Annotated in this window: 17 protein-coding genes and 1 pseudogene; 6 read left to right on the forward strand and 12 right to left on the reverse strand. The window is 75.1% G+C overall.

Annotation, left to right across the window (positions count from 1 at the left end):
- Positions 1 to 101: 101 nt before the first annotated feature.
- Entirely contained in the window at positions 102 to 989 is an 888-nt protein-coding gene (locus tag WHI96_RS03170) for a nicotianamine synthase family protein (RefSeq protein ID WP_345641451.1), read from the reverse strand.
- Positions 990 to 1,107: 118 nt separating this feature from the next.
- On the opposite strand from WHI96_RS03170, the gene WHI96_RS03175 reads away from it, so the two are divergent.
- From WHI96_RS03175 to WHI96_RS03185, 3 genes are read left to right on the forward strand one after another with little or no spacing between them, the layout of a single operon-like run.
- Positions 1,108 to 1,437, forward strand: a complete 330-nt coding sequence (locus tag WHI96_RS03175; protein ID WP_345641454.1) for a DMT family transporter — start codon at positions 1,108 to 1,110, stop codon at positions 1,435 to 1,437.
- Positions 1,430 to 1,984: a TetR/AcrR family transcriptional regulator gene (locus tag WHI96_RS03180; protein ID WP_345641457.1), complete on the forward strand. Its 555-nt coding sequence runs from the start codon at positions 1,430 to 1,432 to the stop codon at positions 1,982 to 1,984. The genes WHI96_RS03175 and WHI96_RS03180 overlap by 8 nt, the downstream gene beginning before the upstream one ends.
- A 29-nt stretch (positions 1,985 to 2,013) precedes the next feature.
- The gene (locus WHI96_RS03185) at positions 2,014 to 2,733 is read left to right on the forward strand and encodes a metal-dependent transcriptional regulator (protein WP_345641460.1); all 720 of its coding nucleotides are present in this window, start codon (positions 2,014 to 2,016) and stop codon (positions 2,731 to 2,733) included.
- A 203-nt stretch (positions 2,734 to 2,936) separates the two neighbouring features.
- On the opposite strand, the pseudogene WHI96_RS03190 reads toward WHI96_RS03185, so the two are convergent.
- From WHI96_RS03190 to WHI96_RS03200, 3 genes and pseudogenes are all read right to left on the reverse strand, one after another.
- Positions 2,937 to 3,173: pseudogene (locus WHI96_RS03190) on the reverse strand (hypothetical protein); the annotation flags it as partial.
- 96 nt (positions 3,174 to 3,269) lie between these two features.
- Positions 3,270 to 3,815 (reverse strand): Dps family protein, encoded by a 546-nt coding sequence (locus WHI96_RS03195; RefSeq protein ID WP_178374752.1) that lies wholly within the window; start codon positions 3,813 to 3,815, stop codon positions 3,270 to 3,272.
- Between the two features lie 35 nt (positions 3,816 to 3,850).
- Positions 3,851 to 4,015: a hypothetical protein gene (locus WHI96_RS03200; RefSeq protein WP_345641466.1), complete on the reverse strand. Its 165-nt coding sequence runs from the start codon at positions 4,013 to 4,015 to the stop codon at positions 3,851 to 3,853.
- 98 nt (positions 4,016 to 4,113) lie between these two features.
- Between WHI96_RS03200 and WHI96_RS03205 the strand changes: the two genes are divergently transcribed.
- The gene (locus WHI96_RS03205) at positions 4,114 to 5,073 is read left to right on the forward strand and encodes a ring-cleaving dioxygenase (RefSeq protein ID WP_345641469.1); all 960 of its coding nucleotides are present in this window, start codon (positions 4,114 to 4,116) and stop codon (positions 5,071 to 5,073) included.
- Between the two features lie 18 nt (positions 5,074 to 5,091).
- On the opposite strand, the gene WHI96_RS03210 is transcribed toward WHI96_RS03205, so the two are convergent.
- The 8 genes from WHI96_RS03210 to WHI96_RS03245 form a co-directional block, all read right to left on the reverse strand.
- A complete protein-coding gene (locus WHI96_RS03210) occupies positions 5,092 to 5,454 on the reverse strand; it encodes an STAS domain-containing protein (RefSeq protein ID WP_345641472.1) in 363 nt (120 codons plus the stop codon).
- Positions 5,451 to 6,563 carry a cobalamin B12-binding domain-containing protein gene (locus tag WHI96_RS03215; protein WP_345641475.1) on the reverse strand — a complete coding sequence of 371 codons (1,113 nt, stop codon included), beginning with the start codon at positions 6,561 to 6,563 and terminating at the stop codon, positions 5,451 to 5,453. Before WHI96_RS03215 ends, WHI96_RS03210 begins: the two co-directional genes overlap by 4 nt.
- Entirely contained in the window at positions 6,560 to 8,209 is a 1,650-nt protein-coding gene (locus WHI96_RS03220) for a PP2C family protein-serine/threonine phosphatase (RefSeq protein ID WP_345641478.1), read from the reverse strand. Before WHI96_RS03220 ends, WHI96_RS03215 begins: the two co-directional genes overlap by 4 nt.
- 129 nt (positions 8,210 to 8,338) lie before the next feature.
- On the reverse strand, positions 8,339 to 9,145 hold the full coding sequence (locus WHI96_RS03225; RefSeq protein WP_345641481.1) for a YqjF family protein: 807 nt from the start codon (positions 9,143 to 9,145) through the stop codon (positions 8,339 to 8,341).
- Positions 9,142 to 9,816: a DUF4383 domain-containing protein gene (locus tag WHI96_RS03230; protein ID WP_345641484.1), complete on the reverse strand. Its 675-nt coding sequence runs from the start codon at positions 9,814 to 9,816 to the stop codon at positions 9,142 to 9,144. The genes WHI96_RS03225 and WHI96_RS03230 overlap by 4 nt, the downstream gene beginning before the upstream one ends.
- Before the next feature lie 117 nt (positions 9,817 to 9,933).
- The gene (locus WHI96_RS03235; RefSeq protein ID WP_345641486.1) at positions 9,934 to 11,088 is read right to left on the reverse strand and encodes an AI-2E family transporter; all 1,155 of its coding nucleotides are present in this window, start codon (positions 11,086 to 11,088) and stop codon (positions 9,934 to 9,936) included.
- 59 nt (positions 11,089 to 11,147) lie between these two features.
- The gene (locus tag WHI96_RS03240) at positions 11,148 to 12,617 is read right to left on the reverse strand and encodes a sensor histidine kinase (protein ID WP_345641490.1); all 1,470 of its coding nucleotides are present in this window, start codon (positions 12,615 to 12,617) and stop codon (positions 11,148 to 11,150) included.
- Entirely contained in the window at positions 12,614 to 13,318 is a 705-nt protein-coding gene (locus tag WHI96_RS03245) for a response regulator transcription factor (RefSeq protein ID WP_345641493.1), read from the reverse strand. The genes WHI96_RS03240 and WHI96_RS03245 overlap by 4 nt, the downstream gene beginning before the upstream one ends.
- Positions 13,319 to 13,455: 137 nt before the next feature.
- On the opposite strand from WHI96_RS03245, the gene WHI96_RS03250 reads away from it, so the two are divergent.
- Both WHI96_RS03250 and WHI96_RS03255 read left to right on the forward strand, forming a co-directional pair.
- Entirely contained in the window at positions 13,456 to 13,974 is a 519-nt protein-coding gene (locus tag WHI96_RS03250) for a CvpA family protein (RefSeq protein ID WP_345641496.1), read from the forward strand.
- A gap of 87 nt (positions 13,975 to 14,061) precedes the next feature.
- A complete protein-coding gene (locus WHI96_RS03255) occupies positions 14,062 to 14,814 on the forward strand; it encodes a hypothetical protein (RefSeq protein ID WP_345641499.1) in 753 nt (250 codons plus the stop codon).
- The last annotated feature ends 1,267 nt before the right edge of the window (positions 14,815 to 16,081 follow it).

The following is a 16,081-nucleotide window of genomic DNA, read 5'->3' on the forward strand; positions in this document are numbered from 1 at the left end:
CCCGACCTCCTCGGTCCGTCGTCCTCCGGCGCGTCGCCGCGCCCCTCGTCGGGGCCCGGTTGCCCGGCCGGAGGCGCTCCGAACCACCGGGGCGACGCACCTCACGTGGCGGCGCGGGCCACCAGGACGGAGTTGACGACGTCGGTGCGCGGGTGCACCTCGAGGAGCACGTCGAGCGCGGGCAGGTCGGCCGGGACGATCTCCGGGTACAGCAGCGTCCGCAGCCCGGCGGCGGACCGCACGAGCAGGGTCGTGCCGGGCCCGGTCGCGGTGGCCAGCCGGGCGGTGATCGCGGCCTTGGCGGCGGCGTCCGCACCGACCAGGGCCCCGACGAGCACGAGGTCGGCCCGGCCCAGCTCGTCGGCGAGCGCGGGGGACAGCTGCGGGTCGTCGAGGTCGGCGACCAGGCTGCGGACCCGCCCGTCCGCCCCGAGGGCGGCGGCGACCGCGTCCCCCGCGGCGGCGGCCGCTCGGTCCCGGTCGACGTGCAGCACCTGCGCGCCGTGCCCGGTCGCCAGCACCATGCCGGTCAGCGGCAGGGGCCCCGACCCGAGCACGACGACGCGCCGCGGCGCGGACAGCCCGACGGCGGTCAGCGCGGCGAGCTCCAGCCGGACGAGGTCGTGGTAGTTGCCCAGGTAGGGGAACCGGTCCAGCTCGGCCCGGGGGTCGGGGGCGGCGGCGATCCGGTCCGCCCAGTGGTGCTCCATGTGACCCTCGCCGGTCGCGGCGAGGGTCCGCAGGGCGTCCGAGTGCGGGGCGATCCGCGCCAGGACGCCCTCGGTACAGCCGACGGGCGGGAAGCAGCAGAGCCCGACGAGCTCGCCGAACGCGGCGTCGGTGTCCGGGGCGGGCCGCAGGTCGGTGCGCTCCAGCCGTCGTCGCAGGGCCACGAGGCGGGTCGCGACGGCGGCGACGGAGCCGTCGTCGCGGGGACGGCGGGGTGCGGGGAAACCGGGCGCGGTCGTCCGACTGCTCTGCGTGGTCACGAGGATCCACCGTAAGCCAATGACAACCATTTCGTGCTCGGTCGTCCAGGTGGCGGGAAACCTGAGCGAACGCTCTACAATGTGGGCGAGGAACGGACAGAGGGGGAGGAGCCCGGCGATGTGGGGATGGCTCGCGCTCGCGATCGGCGCCGAGGTCACCGGAACGGTGGCGTTGCGGTTCTCGCAGGGCTTCAGCAGGCTGGTGCCGTCGATGATCACCGTGATCGGCTACGGGCTGGCGTTCTGGTCGCTGTCCCAGGCGCTCGGCCGCGGGATGGCGCTCGGGATCGCCTACGGCACCTGGGCCGCGGCCGGGGTGGCGCTCGTCGCGCTGATCGGGGTGTTCTTCCTCGGTGAGTCGCTGACCTGGGTGCAGCTCGGCGGGATCGCGCTGGTGATCGCCGGGGTGCTCGCCCTGGAGCTGGGCGGCGCGACCGCGCATGCCTGATGCGGCGGGACGGGACACGCCCGAGGCCGACGGCCGGCGCCGCCGCGGGGACCGGCGCCGTCGCGAGCTGGTCGAGGCCACGCTCCGGCTGGTCGGCGCGGGCGGGGTCGCCGCGGTCAGTCAGCGGGCGGTCGCCGCGGAGGCCGGCGTGCCGCCCAGCGCGGTCTTCTACTACCACCCCAGTGTCGACGCGCTGCTGGTCGCGACGCTCACCGCGGTCAACGACCGCTGGATCGCCCGGCTCGACGCGGTCACCGTCCCCGGCGACCTCGTCGCGCTCGTCGAGGACTGCGCCCGCCGGGAACGGGTCACCGCGATCGCCGAGTACGAGCTGTTCCTGCTGGCCGCGCGGCGCCCGGACCTGCGCGGTGAGCTGGACCGGTGGGACGTCGCGCTCGACGCGGCCGCCGCCCGGCTCCTGCCCGACGACGCAGACCGGCGCGCCCTGCTGGCCGCCGCGGTGAACGGGCTGACGCTGAGCGGGGCGCTCGGCTCGCGGGTCGACCCCGGCCTGCTGGCGCGGCTCTGCGCGGCCGGGAACGCCTGAGCCGCCGTCGCCGGGATACCGTGGTGGGCATGAGCGCGGAGCGCCTCTCGGAGTCCGTGGAGAACTACCTGAAGACCATCTTCCTGCTCTCGGAGCGGTGGGAGGGGTCGGTCGGGGTCTCCGCGCTGGCCGAGCGGCTGCGGGTGTCGTCGCCGTCGGCGTCGGGGATGGTGCGCAAGCTCGTCGACGCCGGGCTGGTCGACCACGCCCGCTACGCCGGGATCACGCTCACCGCCGCCGGGCGGGTGTCCGCGCTCGCCGTGGTGCGCAGGCACCGGCTGCTGGAGATGTTCCTGGTCACCGAGCTGGACCTGGCGTGGGACGAGGTGCACGAGGAGGCCGAGGCGCTCGAGCACGCCGTCTCCGACCGGCTGCTCGACCGGATCGACACCCGGCTCGGGCACCCGCGGTTCGACCCGCACGGCGACCCCATCCCGGCCCGTGACGGCACGATTCCCGTGGTCCACGCCCGCCGGCTGCCGGACCTGCGCTACGGCGAGGGCGGCACCCTGGTGCGTGTCGACGACACCGACCCCGAGGTGCTCCGCTTCCTCGACGCGCACGACGTCCGGCTCGGCGACCGGGTGGACCTGCTGACCCGCAAGCCCTTCGAGGGGCCGTTCGTGGTGCGGCTGCGCCGCTCCCGCGAGCAGGCCCGCCCCGCCCCGGGCCAGGCCGAGCACGAGTGGGGCCCGACGCTGGCGATGGCCCTGTGGGTGGGCGCCGCCGAGGGGGCCGGCTCGGACTGAGCCGGCCCCGTTCGGGCGCCGAGGTCAGCCCTGGTCGCGGCCGGCACGCTCCCCGCCGGAGTCCGACGGCGCGGTCCGGGTCGTCGCGAACTCGGCCACCGCCGTCTCCGAGAGCAGCGGGTCGTGGGGCTCGGGCTCGGTGCTGTCGAGTCCGACGGGCCGAGCTCCACCCGGCCGTACCGCGAGGGCGTCAGCACGATCACGAAGACCACGAAGCCGGTCGCGGCGAAGATGTAGAGCCGGCCGAGCGTGCCGGTGATCCAGGCGTTCACCGACTCCGCGACCGCCCCGAGCAATGCCGGGGAGACGACCCCCCACAGCACGAACGCCACCGCCGGCAGGGCCGAGGTGACGAGGACGGGAGGACTTGTGTGCTCCCGTAGGTAGCGGACGATCACGGTTTCCCCTCGACGTGGACGTACGACGCCGACACCTCTCACGATCCGACCTTTCCGGTCATATCGGACGGGAGACGACGGAGGCCCGGACCCGCACGACGGCGGGACCGGGCCTCGGGGGCCGAACGGCCGGATGGGTCAGCGCGCGGCGTCGGCCGCGCCCGCCTCACCCGTGTTGCCCTGCGTGTTCAGCGAACCGTCGGCGTTCTCCAGGTGCGCCCGGACGAACCACTGGTACTGCTCCAGCTCGCCGGCCTGGGCGATGAGCATGTCCTCGGTCACCGGGTCGAGCGCGCCGACCTTCTCGATCTGGGTGCGGTGGTCGGAGATGACCCCGGTGTAGACCACGTCGAGCGCGCCGAGGTGGGCGATCGCCTGGTCGCGGCCGATCGAGTAGTCGTCCCAGGTGCGGTCCTTGACCAGCGCGCCGGGGGTGCCGTTGGGCGAGCCGCCCAGGGTCGCGATGCGCTCGGCGACGTCGTCGACGAACCCGCGGACCGCGTCCACCTGCGGGTCGAGCATCTCGTGCACCGCGATGAAGTTCGGGCCGATGACGTTCCAGTGCACGTGCTTGAGCGTGAGCTGGAGGTCGTTCAGGGCGTGCAGGCGGTGCTGCAGGATGTCGACGACCTGCTCGGCGTCGCCGCGCTCGAGGCCGGGGACGGTGTAACGGATCGTGGCCATGGTTCTGTGCAGTCCTTCCGTGACGGGTGCGTGGTTCAGGACGCCGCAGTGCGGGGGTCGTCGTCCTCGACGGGCTGGGCGGCGAGGTGGACGCCGTCGCCGTCGGGGGTCTCGTCGACCGGGGTGTCGCTCTGCGCGGTCGGGACCGGGTGGCTCGTGCGCTCGTCCTGCTCGCGCTGGTCCTTCTCGGGCGTCGTCATGACCCCCGGGTACCCCGGCCGGGCGGGTTTCATGTCCGGCGTCGGCAGGCCCGGGAACGGGTAGCCGGTGGCGAGCCGCCACCCCGAGGAGCGATGCGATGACCCCCGGAACGACCGTCACCCCGCACGGGCTGCACCACGTCACGGCGATCGCCGGGGACCCGCAGCGCAACGTGGACTTCTACACCACCGTGCTCGGCCTGCGGCTGGTGAAGCGGACGGTGAACTTCGACGCGCCGGAGGTCCACCACCTCTACTACGGCGACGGGGCGGGCCGCCCCGCCACCATCCTCACGTTCTTCCCGTGGCCCGACGTCGAGCCCGGCCGCCAGGGCGCCGGCCTGACGACCGCCACCGCGTTCGGCGTGCCGCCGGAGTCGCTGGGCTGGTGGCAGACCCACCTCGCCGCGCTCGGTGTCGACGCCGACGACCCCCGCACCCGGGACGCGTCGACGGGCGCCGAGGAGGTCCTGACCCTGCGCGACCCCGACGGGCTGGTGATCGACCTCGTCGCCGCGCCCGGTGACACCCGCTCGGGCTGGGACGGCGCCGGGAACGTGCCCGCCGAGCACGCGGTGCGCGGCCTGCACGCGGTCACGCTGTCCGAGGCGGACCTCGAACCGACCCAGCGGATGCTCGCCGACCTCGGCATGACCCACACCGGCGACGACGGCGCCCGCAGCCGCTTCCGCACCACCGGGGACACCGCGACGGCCGTGGACGTGCTCGGCGGCGTCGACGGGCACGGGGTGCAGGCCGGCGGCACGGTGCACCACATCGCGTTCCGGGTGGCGGACCGGGCGACCCAGCAGCAGTGGCGCACCGAGCTGGTGGCCCGCGGCCTGGAGGTCACCGAGATCCTCGACCGGCAGTACTTCACCTCGATCTACTTCCGCGAGCCCGGCGGTGTGCTGTTCGAGATCGCCACCGACGAGCCCGGCTTCACCGTCGACGAGCCGCTGCTCGAACTCGGCCGCGCGCTGAAGCTGCCGCCGTGGCTGGAGCCGGACCGGGCGACGATCGAGGCGAACCTGCCCGTGCTGCGCGACCGGGGGTGACCACGACGGCCGGTCCGCTCAGGTGTCGAGCTTCTGCTCGCGGGCCGGCCCGTCGGCCCCGGCCAGGTGCTCCAGGGTGTTGGTGACGCGCAGCAGCCGCTCCAGCGAGCCGACGCGGTTGTCCAGGTGCAGCTCGACGTCCGCGGCCCGGGTCCGCCGCCGGACCATCAGCAGCGACGACAGACCGTAGGAGTCGCAGTACTCGATCCCGGCGCAGTCGATCCGCAGCTCGCGCAGGCCGGGCCGGTCCGCCAGCAGCGCGGCGACGGCGTCGGTGAGCGCGTCGGAGGTGGCGTAGTCGAGGTGGCCGGCCGGCGCGACCGTCGCGAGGTCCGGCGCGGGGCTGGTCCAGGTGAGGGTCAGCTCTCGCGGGTCGCTCATGCGGGCCTTCCGGTTCGGTGCAGTGTCGTGGAGTCGGCGCCCTCGGCGACGGCCCCGGCCGGGCCGGGCGTGTCCACGCCACCGGTGAGCACCGGGGACGTCGTCGCGTGCCGCAGCAGCGCCGACGCCCGGGTGAAGTCGCGCAGCTCCTCGCCGAGCAGCTCCAGGACCGGCCGCAGGACGGCCACCGGCACCGACCGGGCCTCCAGCACCTCGGCGGTCCAGCCGAGGAACTGCTCGAACAGCTCGGCGTCGCCGGTGTAGAGCGCCACGGACAGGAACTCCACGATGTGCCGGACGTCCTCGGCGGTGTGCCGGCGCTGGGCGTCGTCGTAGCCTGCCATCGCCGGGACGCGCTCGGGCAGGCGGTCCAGCACCGTCGCGACCAGCCGTGGGGCACTGCGGGTGACCAGCGTGTACTCCTGGTCGGACAGGTGCGGCAGGTCGTCCATCGGCTGGGCGTGCGGGTGCTCCGGGGCGGGCAGCCCGTCGGCGAGCGTCCGCGCGGCGGCCCGCGCGTCCGGTGCCCAGGCGTCGGCGCCGAGCAGGCGGGCGTAGCGGCCGTCCGTGCCGAACGCCCGGCCGCCGACGATCACCGGGACACCCGCGGCCTGGCAGGCCGTGATCGTCGCGTGCGCGGTCGGCAGCCGGGTCGCGATCGACGACGACAGCGCCACCGCGTCCGGGCCGGTCCGGTGCAGGTGGGTGATCAGGTGCGCCGCGGGGACCTGCGCGCCCAGGTAGTCCACGGTGAACCCGCGCAGCCGCAGCACCTCGGCCAGCAGCCGGGCGGGCAGGGCGTGCCACTCGCCGTCGACGCAGGCCACGGTCACCCGGCCGCGACCGCCGCCGTGCCGGCCGCCGGTCAGCGACAGCGTGCTGATCACGCGCTCGTTGATCGCGGTGGCGGCGTGCTCCTGGGCGACGGAGATGCGGTTGGCCGCCCACTCGAGCCCGACCCGCTGCTGCACCGCGCCGATCACCTCGAGCAGCACGGCCTCGGCCTCCAGGCCGTCCCGCAGCGCGTCGACGACGACGTCGACCGCGCTGTACTCGTCGCCGCGCAGCACCGCGTCCCAGAGCAGGTCGGTGTAGCGCTCGGCCGTCATGCGGTGTACCTGCCCCGGCCCGACCCACCCACCGCGGTGAGGTGGCGGCCGCGCGGAGCGGTGACCGCGAGGACGGCCATGTCGTCGTGGGGGTTGCGACCCACCCATTCGGTGGCGAGCATCTGCACCCGTTCGACGACGGCCTCGGCCGGCATCCCGGCGCACTCGGCGGCCGCGCGGCGCAGGCGCTCCTCACCGAACTGGTCGCGCCCGAGCGGGCCGCCCTGGGCCTCGGTGATGCCGTCGGTGAACAGCAGGCAGGTCTCGCCGGGCCCGAGCCGGGTCTCCCAGGTCGAGGCGTGGATCTCGGGCAGCGCCCCGATCAGCGTGCCGAGCGTCGCGGCCTCCTCGACGCGGCCGTCGGCGCGGATGATCAGTGGCGGCGGGTGGCCCGCGCAGGTGATCCGCACGCGCACGTCCGCCCCGCTGCGCGACACCGACACCAGCACCAGCGTCACGAAGCGGGCGTGGTCGTCGGAGAGCAGCGCGTTGTTGAGCAGGTGCAGCAGCCGCAGGTGGTCACCGGCCATCGGCAGCAGTGCGTGCACCGCGCTGCGGATCTTGCCGGTGAGCACGGCCGCCTCCAGGCCCTTGCCGCACACGTCCCCGAGCACGGCGAGGGTCTCGTCGGAACCCTCCGCGCCGGGGTGCACGTCGTAGAAGTCGCCGCCGACCCGCTCGGAGTCCTGTGCGGGCCGGTAGCCGCCGGCGAACTCGACCCCGGAGACGTGCTGCAGCGACGGCGGCAGCAGGTCGCGCATCAGGGTCTCGGTGATCGAGGCCTGCTGGGCGAACATGCGGGCCGCGGACATCGCGAGACCGGAGCGGGCGGCGAACTCGCGGGCGGTCGCCTCCTCGCCCTCGCTGAACTGTCCGGTGTCGGCGCGGCGCAGCAGCACGATGGCGCCGGCCGGGATGCCGTGGCCCGGCAGCGGGGTCACGACGATCGAGCCGACCTCGCCGAACCCGTCCGGAGTCACCCAGGCGGGGGCGACGGCGGGGTCGATCCAGCGCGACGGGACGGGCGGGAAGCCCTGCAGGGCCTCGGCCAGGCCGGGGACCTCGTCCGGGTCGATGCGCAGCGCCCGGTGCCGGACGGAGCCGCCGGCGACGGCGTCGACGATCTGGAACCGGCCGCGGGTGCCCGGGGTCATCACGAGCGCCCCGTCGGCCAGCCTGTTCACGGCGAGCTGGGCGGAGACCTCCATGCAGCGGTCGAGGTTCAGCGATCCCAGCAGCGCGGCCGACGCCTCGGACAGGAACGCGGCGCGCGCCTGCTCCAGGTGCAGCTCGTCGCGGATCGACCGGACGTCGGTGACGTCGATCAGCCACCAGGTGACCGAGCCGTCCTCGTGCCGGACGGGCTGGGCCTCCAGCGCGCGGCCGTCCACGATGTCGGAGAACGCGGTGGGGGCGCCGCGGTCGGTGCCGCCCGCGGTGGCCAGCCACGGGGCGACCCGGGACAACGGGTCCCCCGTGCGGGCCCGGGGCAGCAGCGCGCGCGCGGCATCGTTGGCCTGCAGCACGGAGCCGTCGGTGCCGACGGTGAGCGCGGCACAGGGGGCGTCGGTCCAGCGCCGGTCGACCACGGCCGGCGCGTCCGGAAGTACGGTCGCGTCGCCGGTCGTCGGCTCCAGTTCGGTCACATCAACTCCTGGCCCGCGACGGGCCGTCTGTCGGCGCCCCGGGAGACCCGGGGCGCGGAACGCCTCACCGTACCCCCGACCCGGCCCGCGCTCCTCCGGGGCGCGCTGCGCGCGTGCGGCCACGCGCCCTCAGCGGACCGCGCGCACCCGGCGCCACCCGCCGAACCGCACCGGTAGACCGGGTGAGGTCAGGACGCTGTCCGGCGGCCCCGACGGCGGCGCGGCACCGCCCGCGGCGACCAGGTCCTCGTCGAGGTCGAGCAGCTCGGCGCGGTGCAGCGGCCAGCGCGGATGGTCGTTGCGCCAGCGCACCGTGCCCAGTGGACGCCGGGTGTGCAGCGCCCAGCGCGCCGTGAGGAAGTGCTCCAGGTCGCCCGGCACGGTCAGCGGGGCGCCGGTGCGCACCCGGGTCCGGGCGGAGGCACCGCGCGGGCCGGGGAAGCGCCGCACCGAGGAGTACGCGATCTCCTCGCCCTCGGCGACCCGTCCCGACACCGTCGACGGCGACCAGTCGTAGGGCAGGGCCGCGACACCCCGCGCGGCGAGCACGGGCAGCATCCGGTCGGCGTCGAGGGAACGGAACACCACGCCGCGGCGGCCCTCGTCGTCCACCGAGTACAGCCGGACGTTGGTCTCGGCGAAGCTGCCGATCCAGGGCAGGCCGGGCAGCGGGCCGAAGCCCAGCCGTCGCATCCGGAAGTGGACGAGCCCGATCCAGGTGGCGCCGTCGTGGACGTCGGGACGGGTCCGGGGCGGCAGCAGCGGCGCCACCGCGGCGGGGTCGGCCCGCCAGTGCAGGAACACCACGTCGGCCCAGTACTGGTGCAGCAGCGGATGCCGGACCGGTGCGGGTGGGTCCGGGGTGACCGGCTCGGGCGCGACGCCGGACGGCACCGGCGCGGTGTCCCGGTCCGGTGCCGTGCGGCCCGTGGTCACGCCGGCGTGCCGCCGCGCTCGGTGCGGGCCTTCCACGCGTCGCGGCGCTCACCTGTGTCGCGGATCGCGTCGACCTCGGCCAGCATGCGGCGCTGCTCCACGGTGCCGCCGCCGTTCGCGACGAGCCGCTCGGTGTCGGCCAGCGAGCGGGCCGCGGCGACGTCGGCGGCGCCGTGCGGCAGCCGCTGGTCGCGGTCGTCGCCGCCCTGCGCGTCGACGTCGTGCTTCTGCTCGGCGGCGTAGGGGCTGTCCGCGGGCAGCCGCCCGCTGAACCGCCCGTAGGCGCCCAGGACCAGCATCACCAGGCCCACGAGCAGGCTGAACACGACGTTCGGCATCCGGAACGCCAGCAGGTTGTACGGCGTGCCGATGAGCAGCACGTTGACCACGCCGGACAGCAGGAACAGCACGCCGACGGTGACGCTGACCGTCGAGGCGAGCCGGCCGCCCCGGACGGCGGCGCCGACCAGCACCGCGCCGACGACCACCGAGACGGTCGACAGCAGCAGGTTCGTGGACAGCCCCAGCACCGGGGACCCGGTGGTGGAGAAGAAGTCGAGGTTGTCGGTGAAGCCCAGCACCCCGAACACCAGGAGCATGATCCCGACGAGCAGGCTGCTGACCCGGTGCAACCCGTTCAGCCGGCGTGCGTCGGACCCGATCGATGACATGACGTCGTCCTCCGTTCGTCGAGCGAGGCACCCCGGGAATAGCCGATCGCCTTCCCGGACAAACCGCGCTGACCTGCGAGGTGCGCCGTGTCTCGAAACCCGGATCCGAGTTGCGGATCAGACCGGACCGGGGAGCGCGACGGGCCCGGGGCCCTCGCGGCGCAGCGGCCGCGCCGATCGGGGGTCCAGCGGGTCGACGGTGCCCGCATCACGCAGCGTCCCGTCGCCGGGCCGGCGCAGCGAGCGGACACCGGCGTCGGCGAGGGTCACCAGCGGCACCGCGAGCAGTGCCCCGGGCACCCCGCCGACGATCAGCCCGGCACTGATCGGCAGCACCACCGCGAGCGGGTGCAGCCGCACCGACCGGCCCAGCAGCAGCGGCTGCAGGATGTAGCCCTCCACGTTCTGCACGATCAGGAGCAGGCCGATCACGAGCAGTGCGTCCACCCAGCCGCCGGACGCGAGCGCGACGAGCACCGCCACGATCCCGGTGACGACGGCGCCGACGGTCGGGACGAACGCGCCGAAGAAGATCAGCGTGGCCAGCGGGACGACCAGCGGGACCCCGATCACCCACAGGCCGACCGCGGCGGTCACCGCGTCGACCGCGGCGACGACGACCGTCGCCCGGGTGTAGCCGACCAGCGATGCGAACGCCCGCCGGCCCGCGACGTCGGCCCGTCGGCGCACGTGCTGCGGCACCGCGCCGAGGACGAACCGCCAGATCCGCGCCCCGTCGTGGATCAGGAAGATCAGCACGAACAGCATGAGCAGGGTCTCGGCGGCCAGCTCGCCCGCGGTCCCCAGGGCGCCGATCACGTTGTTCGCCAGCGCGGCCTGGTTGCGCTGCAGCGTGTCGAGCAACGACTGGAAGACGGCCGCGAGCTGGGTGTCGTCGAGCCGGAACGGCGGCCCGGCCAGCCGGTCCCGCAGCGCGACGACCGTCTCCCCGATGCTCGCCGACAGGCTCGGCAGCCCGTCGAGGAACGCCGCGACCGCCCACCAGAGCACCCCGACCGCCACCGCCAGCCCGCCCGCGACGACGACACCCGTCGCCAGACCGCGGGGCACCAGCGGCACCCGGTGCACGACCCGGGCCAGGGGCGCGAGCAGCGCGGTCAGGATCAGCGCGAGCACCACCGGGACGACCAGCACCGCGAGCTGCGCGATCAGCCACAGCACGAGGGCGACGGCGGTCGCGACGAGCAGACCGCGCCAGGCCAGGCTCGACGCCGTCACCAGGCCCCGGGGGATCCGCGGTTCCTCGGTCACCCGCGGCCTCCCGGATCGGACGATGTCGTACTGGACGGCGGACTGACGGTTGCGTGACGTCACGACGGTAGTCCGCCGGTGCCGTCCGGGCCCGTCACGGGCAGGGTGAGGACGAAGGTGGCGCCGTCGTCGTCGGGCGGGCAGGTGAGGTCGCCACCGTGCGCGCGGGCCAGGCCGCGGGCGATCGCGAGGCCGAGCCCGGCACCGCCGCTGTCCCGGTCGCGGGCGTCCTGGAGCCGGACGAGCCGGTCGAAGACGCGCTCGCGGTCGCCGTCGGCGATCGGGGTGCCGGTGTTGCGGACCGAGACCGAGACGGTCCCGGCCGTCCGGTCGGTCCGGGTGACGACCTCGATCCGCCCGCCGTCGGGGGTGTGCCGCCGCGCGTTGTCGAGCAGGTTGGCGAGGATCCGCGACACCGCCTGCGGGTCGGCGCGCACCGCGGCGGGCTCCCCGCGGCCGTCGACGGTCAGCCCGGGCGCGAGGACCGCGGCCCGCTCGGCCTCGGCGCGGGCGATCCCGGCGACGTCGACCTCCCGCGGTGCCACCGCGGTGCCGCCGTCGATGCGGGCCAGGTCGAGCATGTCGGTGACCAGCCGCCCGGCCCGGCGCGTCTCGCCGAGCAGCAGCTCCAGGCGCCGGGTGCGGCGGGCGGGGTCGGCGTCGGGCCCGGACCGCTCCAGCGTCTCGGCGACGGCGGTGATCCCGGACAGCGGGGTCCGCAGCTCGTGCGCGGCGTCGGCGAGGAACACCCGGGTCCGCTCGGCCTCCTCCCGGGAGCGCCGCTCGGCGTCGGTGAGGGCGTCGAGCATGCCGTCCATCGCCGCCGCCGCGGAGCCGAGGTCGGTGTGCGGGCGGTCGGGCCGGAGCCGGGCGTCGCGCTCGCCCGCGGTGATCCGCCCGGCGAGCGCGGTCATCCGGTCCAGCGGACGCAGCGCCGTCCGCACGACGAACGACACCGCACCGAGCGCGACGAGCAGGGTCAGCAGCACCGATCCGGCCAGTACCGCGCGCAGGCCGTTGCGGACCTGGGTGACGTCGGAGGCGTCGGCGACGAGCTCGACCTTCGCCCCGTCGGCGGCGTCGAGGGTCACGGTGCGGCTGCCGGTGTCCGGCGGGACGGGTGGGCGTCCGACCGGGACCGGGGCGCCCGGCGGGCTGCTCGGGTCGTCGGCACGGCCACCACCGGGGCCGCGGTCCCGCCGGCCGCCCGGCGGCGGGGTGCCGGGCGGGTTCAGTCCGGGGTCGCCCATGACCTCCCCGTCCGCGGTGGTCACCTTGATCCGGATCTGCTGGCCGGACAGCCCGGTGACCAGCTCCTCCGGGGTGGCGCCCGCCGCGATCAGCTGCTGGGCCTGCACGACACGGTCCCGCAGCCGGGAGTCGAGATCGGACTCCAGGCGGGCCCCGAGCAGGACGTCGACGAGCACCACCACCAGGACCAGCAGCACCGCCACCACCCCGAGCACCGCGGCGGTGACCCGGCGGCGCAGCGACGGGGTGGCGGTGCGGGCCTGCGCGGCGGCACTCACGACGGCCCGCGCAGCGAGTAGCCGAGACCCCGCACGGTGTGCAGCAGCCGGGGGCCGTGCGCCTCCAGCTTGCGGCGCAGCGCCGACACGTGGACCTCGACGAGGTTGGGATCGTAGGCGTCGTAGCCCCAGACCGAGCGCAGGATCTGCGCCTTGGACACGGTGCGTCCGCGCTGCTCGGCGAGGTAGGTGAGCAGCCGCAGCTCGGTCGCGGACAGCTCCAGCACCGTCCCCCTGCGGGAGGCGACGGCGGCGTCCGGGTCGAGGACGAGGTCGCCCACCTGCACCGCGGACGGCAGCCTGCCCCGTCGGCGCAGCACCGCCGCGACCCGGGCGACGAGCTCGTCGAGCGCGAACGGCTTGAGGACGTAGTCGTCGGCGCCGGCGTCGAGCCCGCGGAGCCGGTCGGCCAGCGCGTCGCGCGCGGTGAGCATGACGATCCCGGCGTCCCCGTGCCCGCGCACGACGTCGATGAGGTCGAACCCGTCTCGCCCGCCGGGCAGCATCACGTCCAGGACGACGAGGTCCGGCCGGAACGCGGCGAGCCGCTCCTCGAACGCGACGCCGTCGACGACGCCCTCGGTCACGTGCCCGGCGTCGGCCAGCGCGTCCACGACGGACTCACGGATGGCGTCGGAGTCCTCGAGCACCAGGACCCGGGTCGTGGGGCCGCGGCTGTCGTCGTCCTGGCGTGTGCTCACGGGGACAAGGGTGCGCCGCAAGGCTGAGGGGGAGCTGAAGGACCCGCCGGATTCAGGTCCGTCTCAGGTACCGCGGGCACTGTCGTGTCGGACACCGAGACGACGGGCCGCCCGGCCCGCGGCGCGGAGAGGAAGAGATGACACTGCTCGACGTGATCGTCCTGATCATCGTGGTGGCCGCCGCGATCGGCGGGTTCCGCCGCCTCGGCGGCGTGGCCCGGGCCGGGCGCCTGCTCGGCCTCGTGGTCGGTGCCGGCCTCGGCGCGGCCTGGGGCTCGAACCTGGCCCGCTACGGCGACACCCCCGACTCGGCCTGGTTGTGGGGCCTGGTCGGGGTGATCGCCGGTCTGCTGCTGGGCTCGCTGATCGGCGGGTTCCTCGGCGGACTGGTCAGCCGGGTGCTCGCCCGCGGCAAGCTGTCCTTCCTGGACCGCATCGTCGGCGCCGTCACCGGTGCCGTGACCGCACTGCTGGTGATCTGGCTGGTCTCGTGGGTGGTCCCCGCGGTCGTGAGCGCCGACGCGCTCGCCCCCGTGACGGCGCTCGCGCAGTCCCTGGGCGGCAGCCGGATCGTCGACTCGGTGTCGGAGCTGCTGCCCGCGACGACGTCCGCCGCCCGCGACGTCGTCGACGCCGCGCGGCCTCCCACCGGCTGAGCCCACCCGACACCCAGCGGTCCGCCGTCCGGCGGTCCGCGACCCGCCGCTGCCCTCGTCCGGGTACGGCACTGTCCGAGGAGAACCATGAACGACGAGAACCGCACCCCCCGCGACGACGACAGCCCCACCGAACGGCAGCCCCCGGTCCCCGCCGACGAGACCCCCACCGCCCACACCCCGACCCCGCACGTCCGGGACGGCGCGCACGGCGGGGGGACGGTGGCCGCCGCCTCCGACGCGGGTGACCCTCCGCGCCCACGCCGGTTCGCCGCCCTGCGACGCCGGTCCGCGCTGCCCGCGGTCGCGGCCGGCGTGATCGGTCTGGTCGTCGGGGCCACCGCGAGCGGCCTGATCGTCGGGACCGCGTTCGCCGGACCGGGCGACGGTCACGCCCGCACGGCGGTCGCCGCCGACGGCCGCGGCCCCGGTGGCCCCGGCGGACCCGGTGGCTCCGGTGGCCCCGGCGGACCCGATGGCTCCGGTGGCTCCGGTGGCTCCGGTGGCCCCGGTGGCCCCGGTGGCCCCGGTGGTGAGGCCGGTGGTCCGGGCCGCGGACCCGACGGTGCCGGTCCTGGTGGCCCCGGTGGTCCCGGTGCGTGCGGTCCGGCCGGTGGACCGGGTCGTGACGGCGCCACCCCGCCCGCGCCGCCGGCCGGGGCCCCGACGCCGCCCGCTCCGGGCGCCGCCCCGGGTGCCACGGCCCCGGGTGCGACGGCTCCGCGCCAGGGCGGTGCCGCTGCTCCGGCCGCTCCCGCGGCCCCTGCTGCTCCCGCGGCTCCGGGGTCGTCCGCCGCTCCCGCGGCGCCCGCGGCTCCGGCCGCGCCCGCCGCTCCGTGACCCCGTACGCGCGGCGACGCCGACCGGTGTCGCCGCGCGTGGGGAGGGGGAAAGGGAGTGCTCCTCGTCGGATCGCGTCGCGCATTCGCCCCCGACGCGCTGCAGGACCCGACGAGGAGCACTCGACGGACCAACGCGCCGGAACGGGCACAGATACCCCCCTGATGCGGTGACGACGCGGGCCCGGACAACACCAACGGTCGTCCCCGCAGGTCGGACGGGTCGTCGTCATGTCGTCGTGACGGAAGATCGGTGGGTGGCCCGGGCCGTCGAGCGCCGATCCGGGGGGAACACCCGCCGTCCGCGAACGGAGCTGCGGGAGACGGAACGGTGGGACGAAGCCCCCCGGGACCAACGGGGCCGGAGCGACGTGGCCGAGCCCTACGCGGCCGACGACGTCGGCGCCGTCGGCCGCACCTGACGCGGCCGGCCCGGGATCGCACGCGAGGGGACCGCTCCGGCGATCGCCCGGGGTCGTCCCCGCCGACGCTCCGCTGTGAACGACCTGTTTCGCGACGGAAGAGGACGGGCCCGCTCGTCGACGGTGGGCCGGAACCGGTCACCTGCACCGCGACCATGGGTCGCTGTGCGGGACGGGGACCCGGCCGACAGCCCGAACCGGACCGCGGCGGTACCGGACGAGCACAGGGCGGCGCACCCCGACCGCACCCTGACTGCGCAGGTCACGGGCCGATTCGGGACCTGAACGGATGGTGGCCCGACCACCGAGAAGACCACGTGGACAACCCATCGCGAAGAGACCGTGGTCGGCGTCACACAGATCGGTGATCGTCGGTATCGCCCGGTGAGAGGGTGTCGGTAACCAGGAGTTCGCCTCCGTACACCGCGATGACCTGGGACGACGTCTGGTGTTCGCCCCGGGGACCCCCCGGTTTGACGGCCCCGGACACCGTGCCGTAACTTCCTTCCTGTCAGCGAGTGAGCCGGACAGAACGGGCCCTGAGGGGCCCGGTCAACAGGCCCCGCGGACAGTGACTCCCGGTGGTTCACCGAGTTTCTCGGTGTGGTTGTCTTGGTGGGTCAAGGCGATCCGTCTTCAGGATCCCGCTCTTTTTGGAGAGTCTGGGTGATTGCGGTGCGGGTGTCTTTTGAGAACTCAACAGTGTGTCGAGCTATATTTATTCGGTTTGGCGTTTTGTGCCAAATTGTTTGTTTGGTTGCAGCATTCGATCCCGTCGGGTGTTGTGGCCAGTTGTTTGTTGCAAGTCAGGGTTTTGTTGGAGAGTTTGATCCTGGCTCAGGACGA

It is taken from the genome of Pseudonocardia tropica, from assembly GCF_040105315.1.
GTDB lineage: Bacteria > Actinomycetota > Actinomycetes > Mycobacteriales > Pseudonocardiaceae > Pseudonocardia > Pseudonocardia alni.

Bases quoted from the DNA above. Each gene is read 5' to 3' on its own strand.
- WHI96_RS03175 (WP_345641454.1), top strand. From the start codon at position 1,108: ATGTGGGGATGGCTCGCGCTCGCGATCGGCGCCGAGGTCACCGGAACG.
- WHI96_RS03180 (WP_345641457.1), top strand. From the start codon at position 1,430: ATGCCTGATGCGGCGGGACGGGACACGCCCGAGGCCGACGGCCGGCGC.
- WHI96_RS03185 (WP_345641460.1), top strand. From the start codon at position 2,014: ATGAGCGCGGAGCGCCTCTCGGAGTCCGTGGAGAACTACCTGAAGACC.
- WHI96_RS03195 (WP_178374752.1), bottom strand. From the start codon at position 3,815: ATGGCCACGATCCGTTACACCGTCCCCGGCCTCGAGCGCGGCGACGCC.
- WHI96_RS03200 (WP_345641466.1), bottom strand. From the start codon at position 4,015: ATGACGACGCCCGAGAAGGACCAGCGCGAGCAGGACGAGCGCACGAGC.
- WHI96_RS03205 (WP_345641469.1), top strand. From the start codon at position 4,114: ATGACCCCCGGAACGACCGTCACCCCGCACGGGCTGCACCACGTCACG.
- WHI96_RS03210 (WP_345641472.1), bottom strand. From the start codon at position 5,454: ATGAGCGACCCGCGAGAGCTGACCCTCACCTGGACCAGCCCCGCGCCG.
- WHI96_RS03215 (WP_345641475.1), bottom strand. From the start codon at position 6,563: ATGACGGCCGAGCGCTACACCGACCTGCTCTGGGACGCGGTGCTGCGC.
- WHI96_RS03230 (WP_345641484.1), bottom strand. From the start codon at position 9,816: ATGTCATCGATCGGGTCCGACGCACGCCGGCTGAACGGGTTGCACCGG.
- WHI96_RS03250 (WP_345641496.1), top strand. From the start codon at position 13,456: ATGACACTGCTCGACGTGATCGTCCTGATCATCGTGGTGGCCGCCGCG.
- WHI96_RS03255 (WP_345641499.1), top strand. From the start codon at position 14,062: ATGAACGACGAGAACCGCACCCCCCGCGACGACGACAGCCCCACCGAA.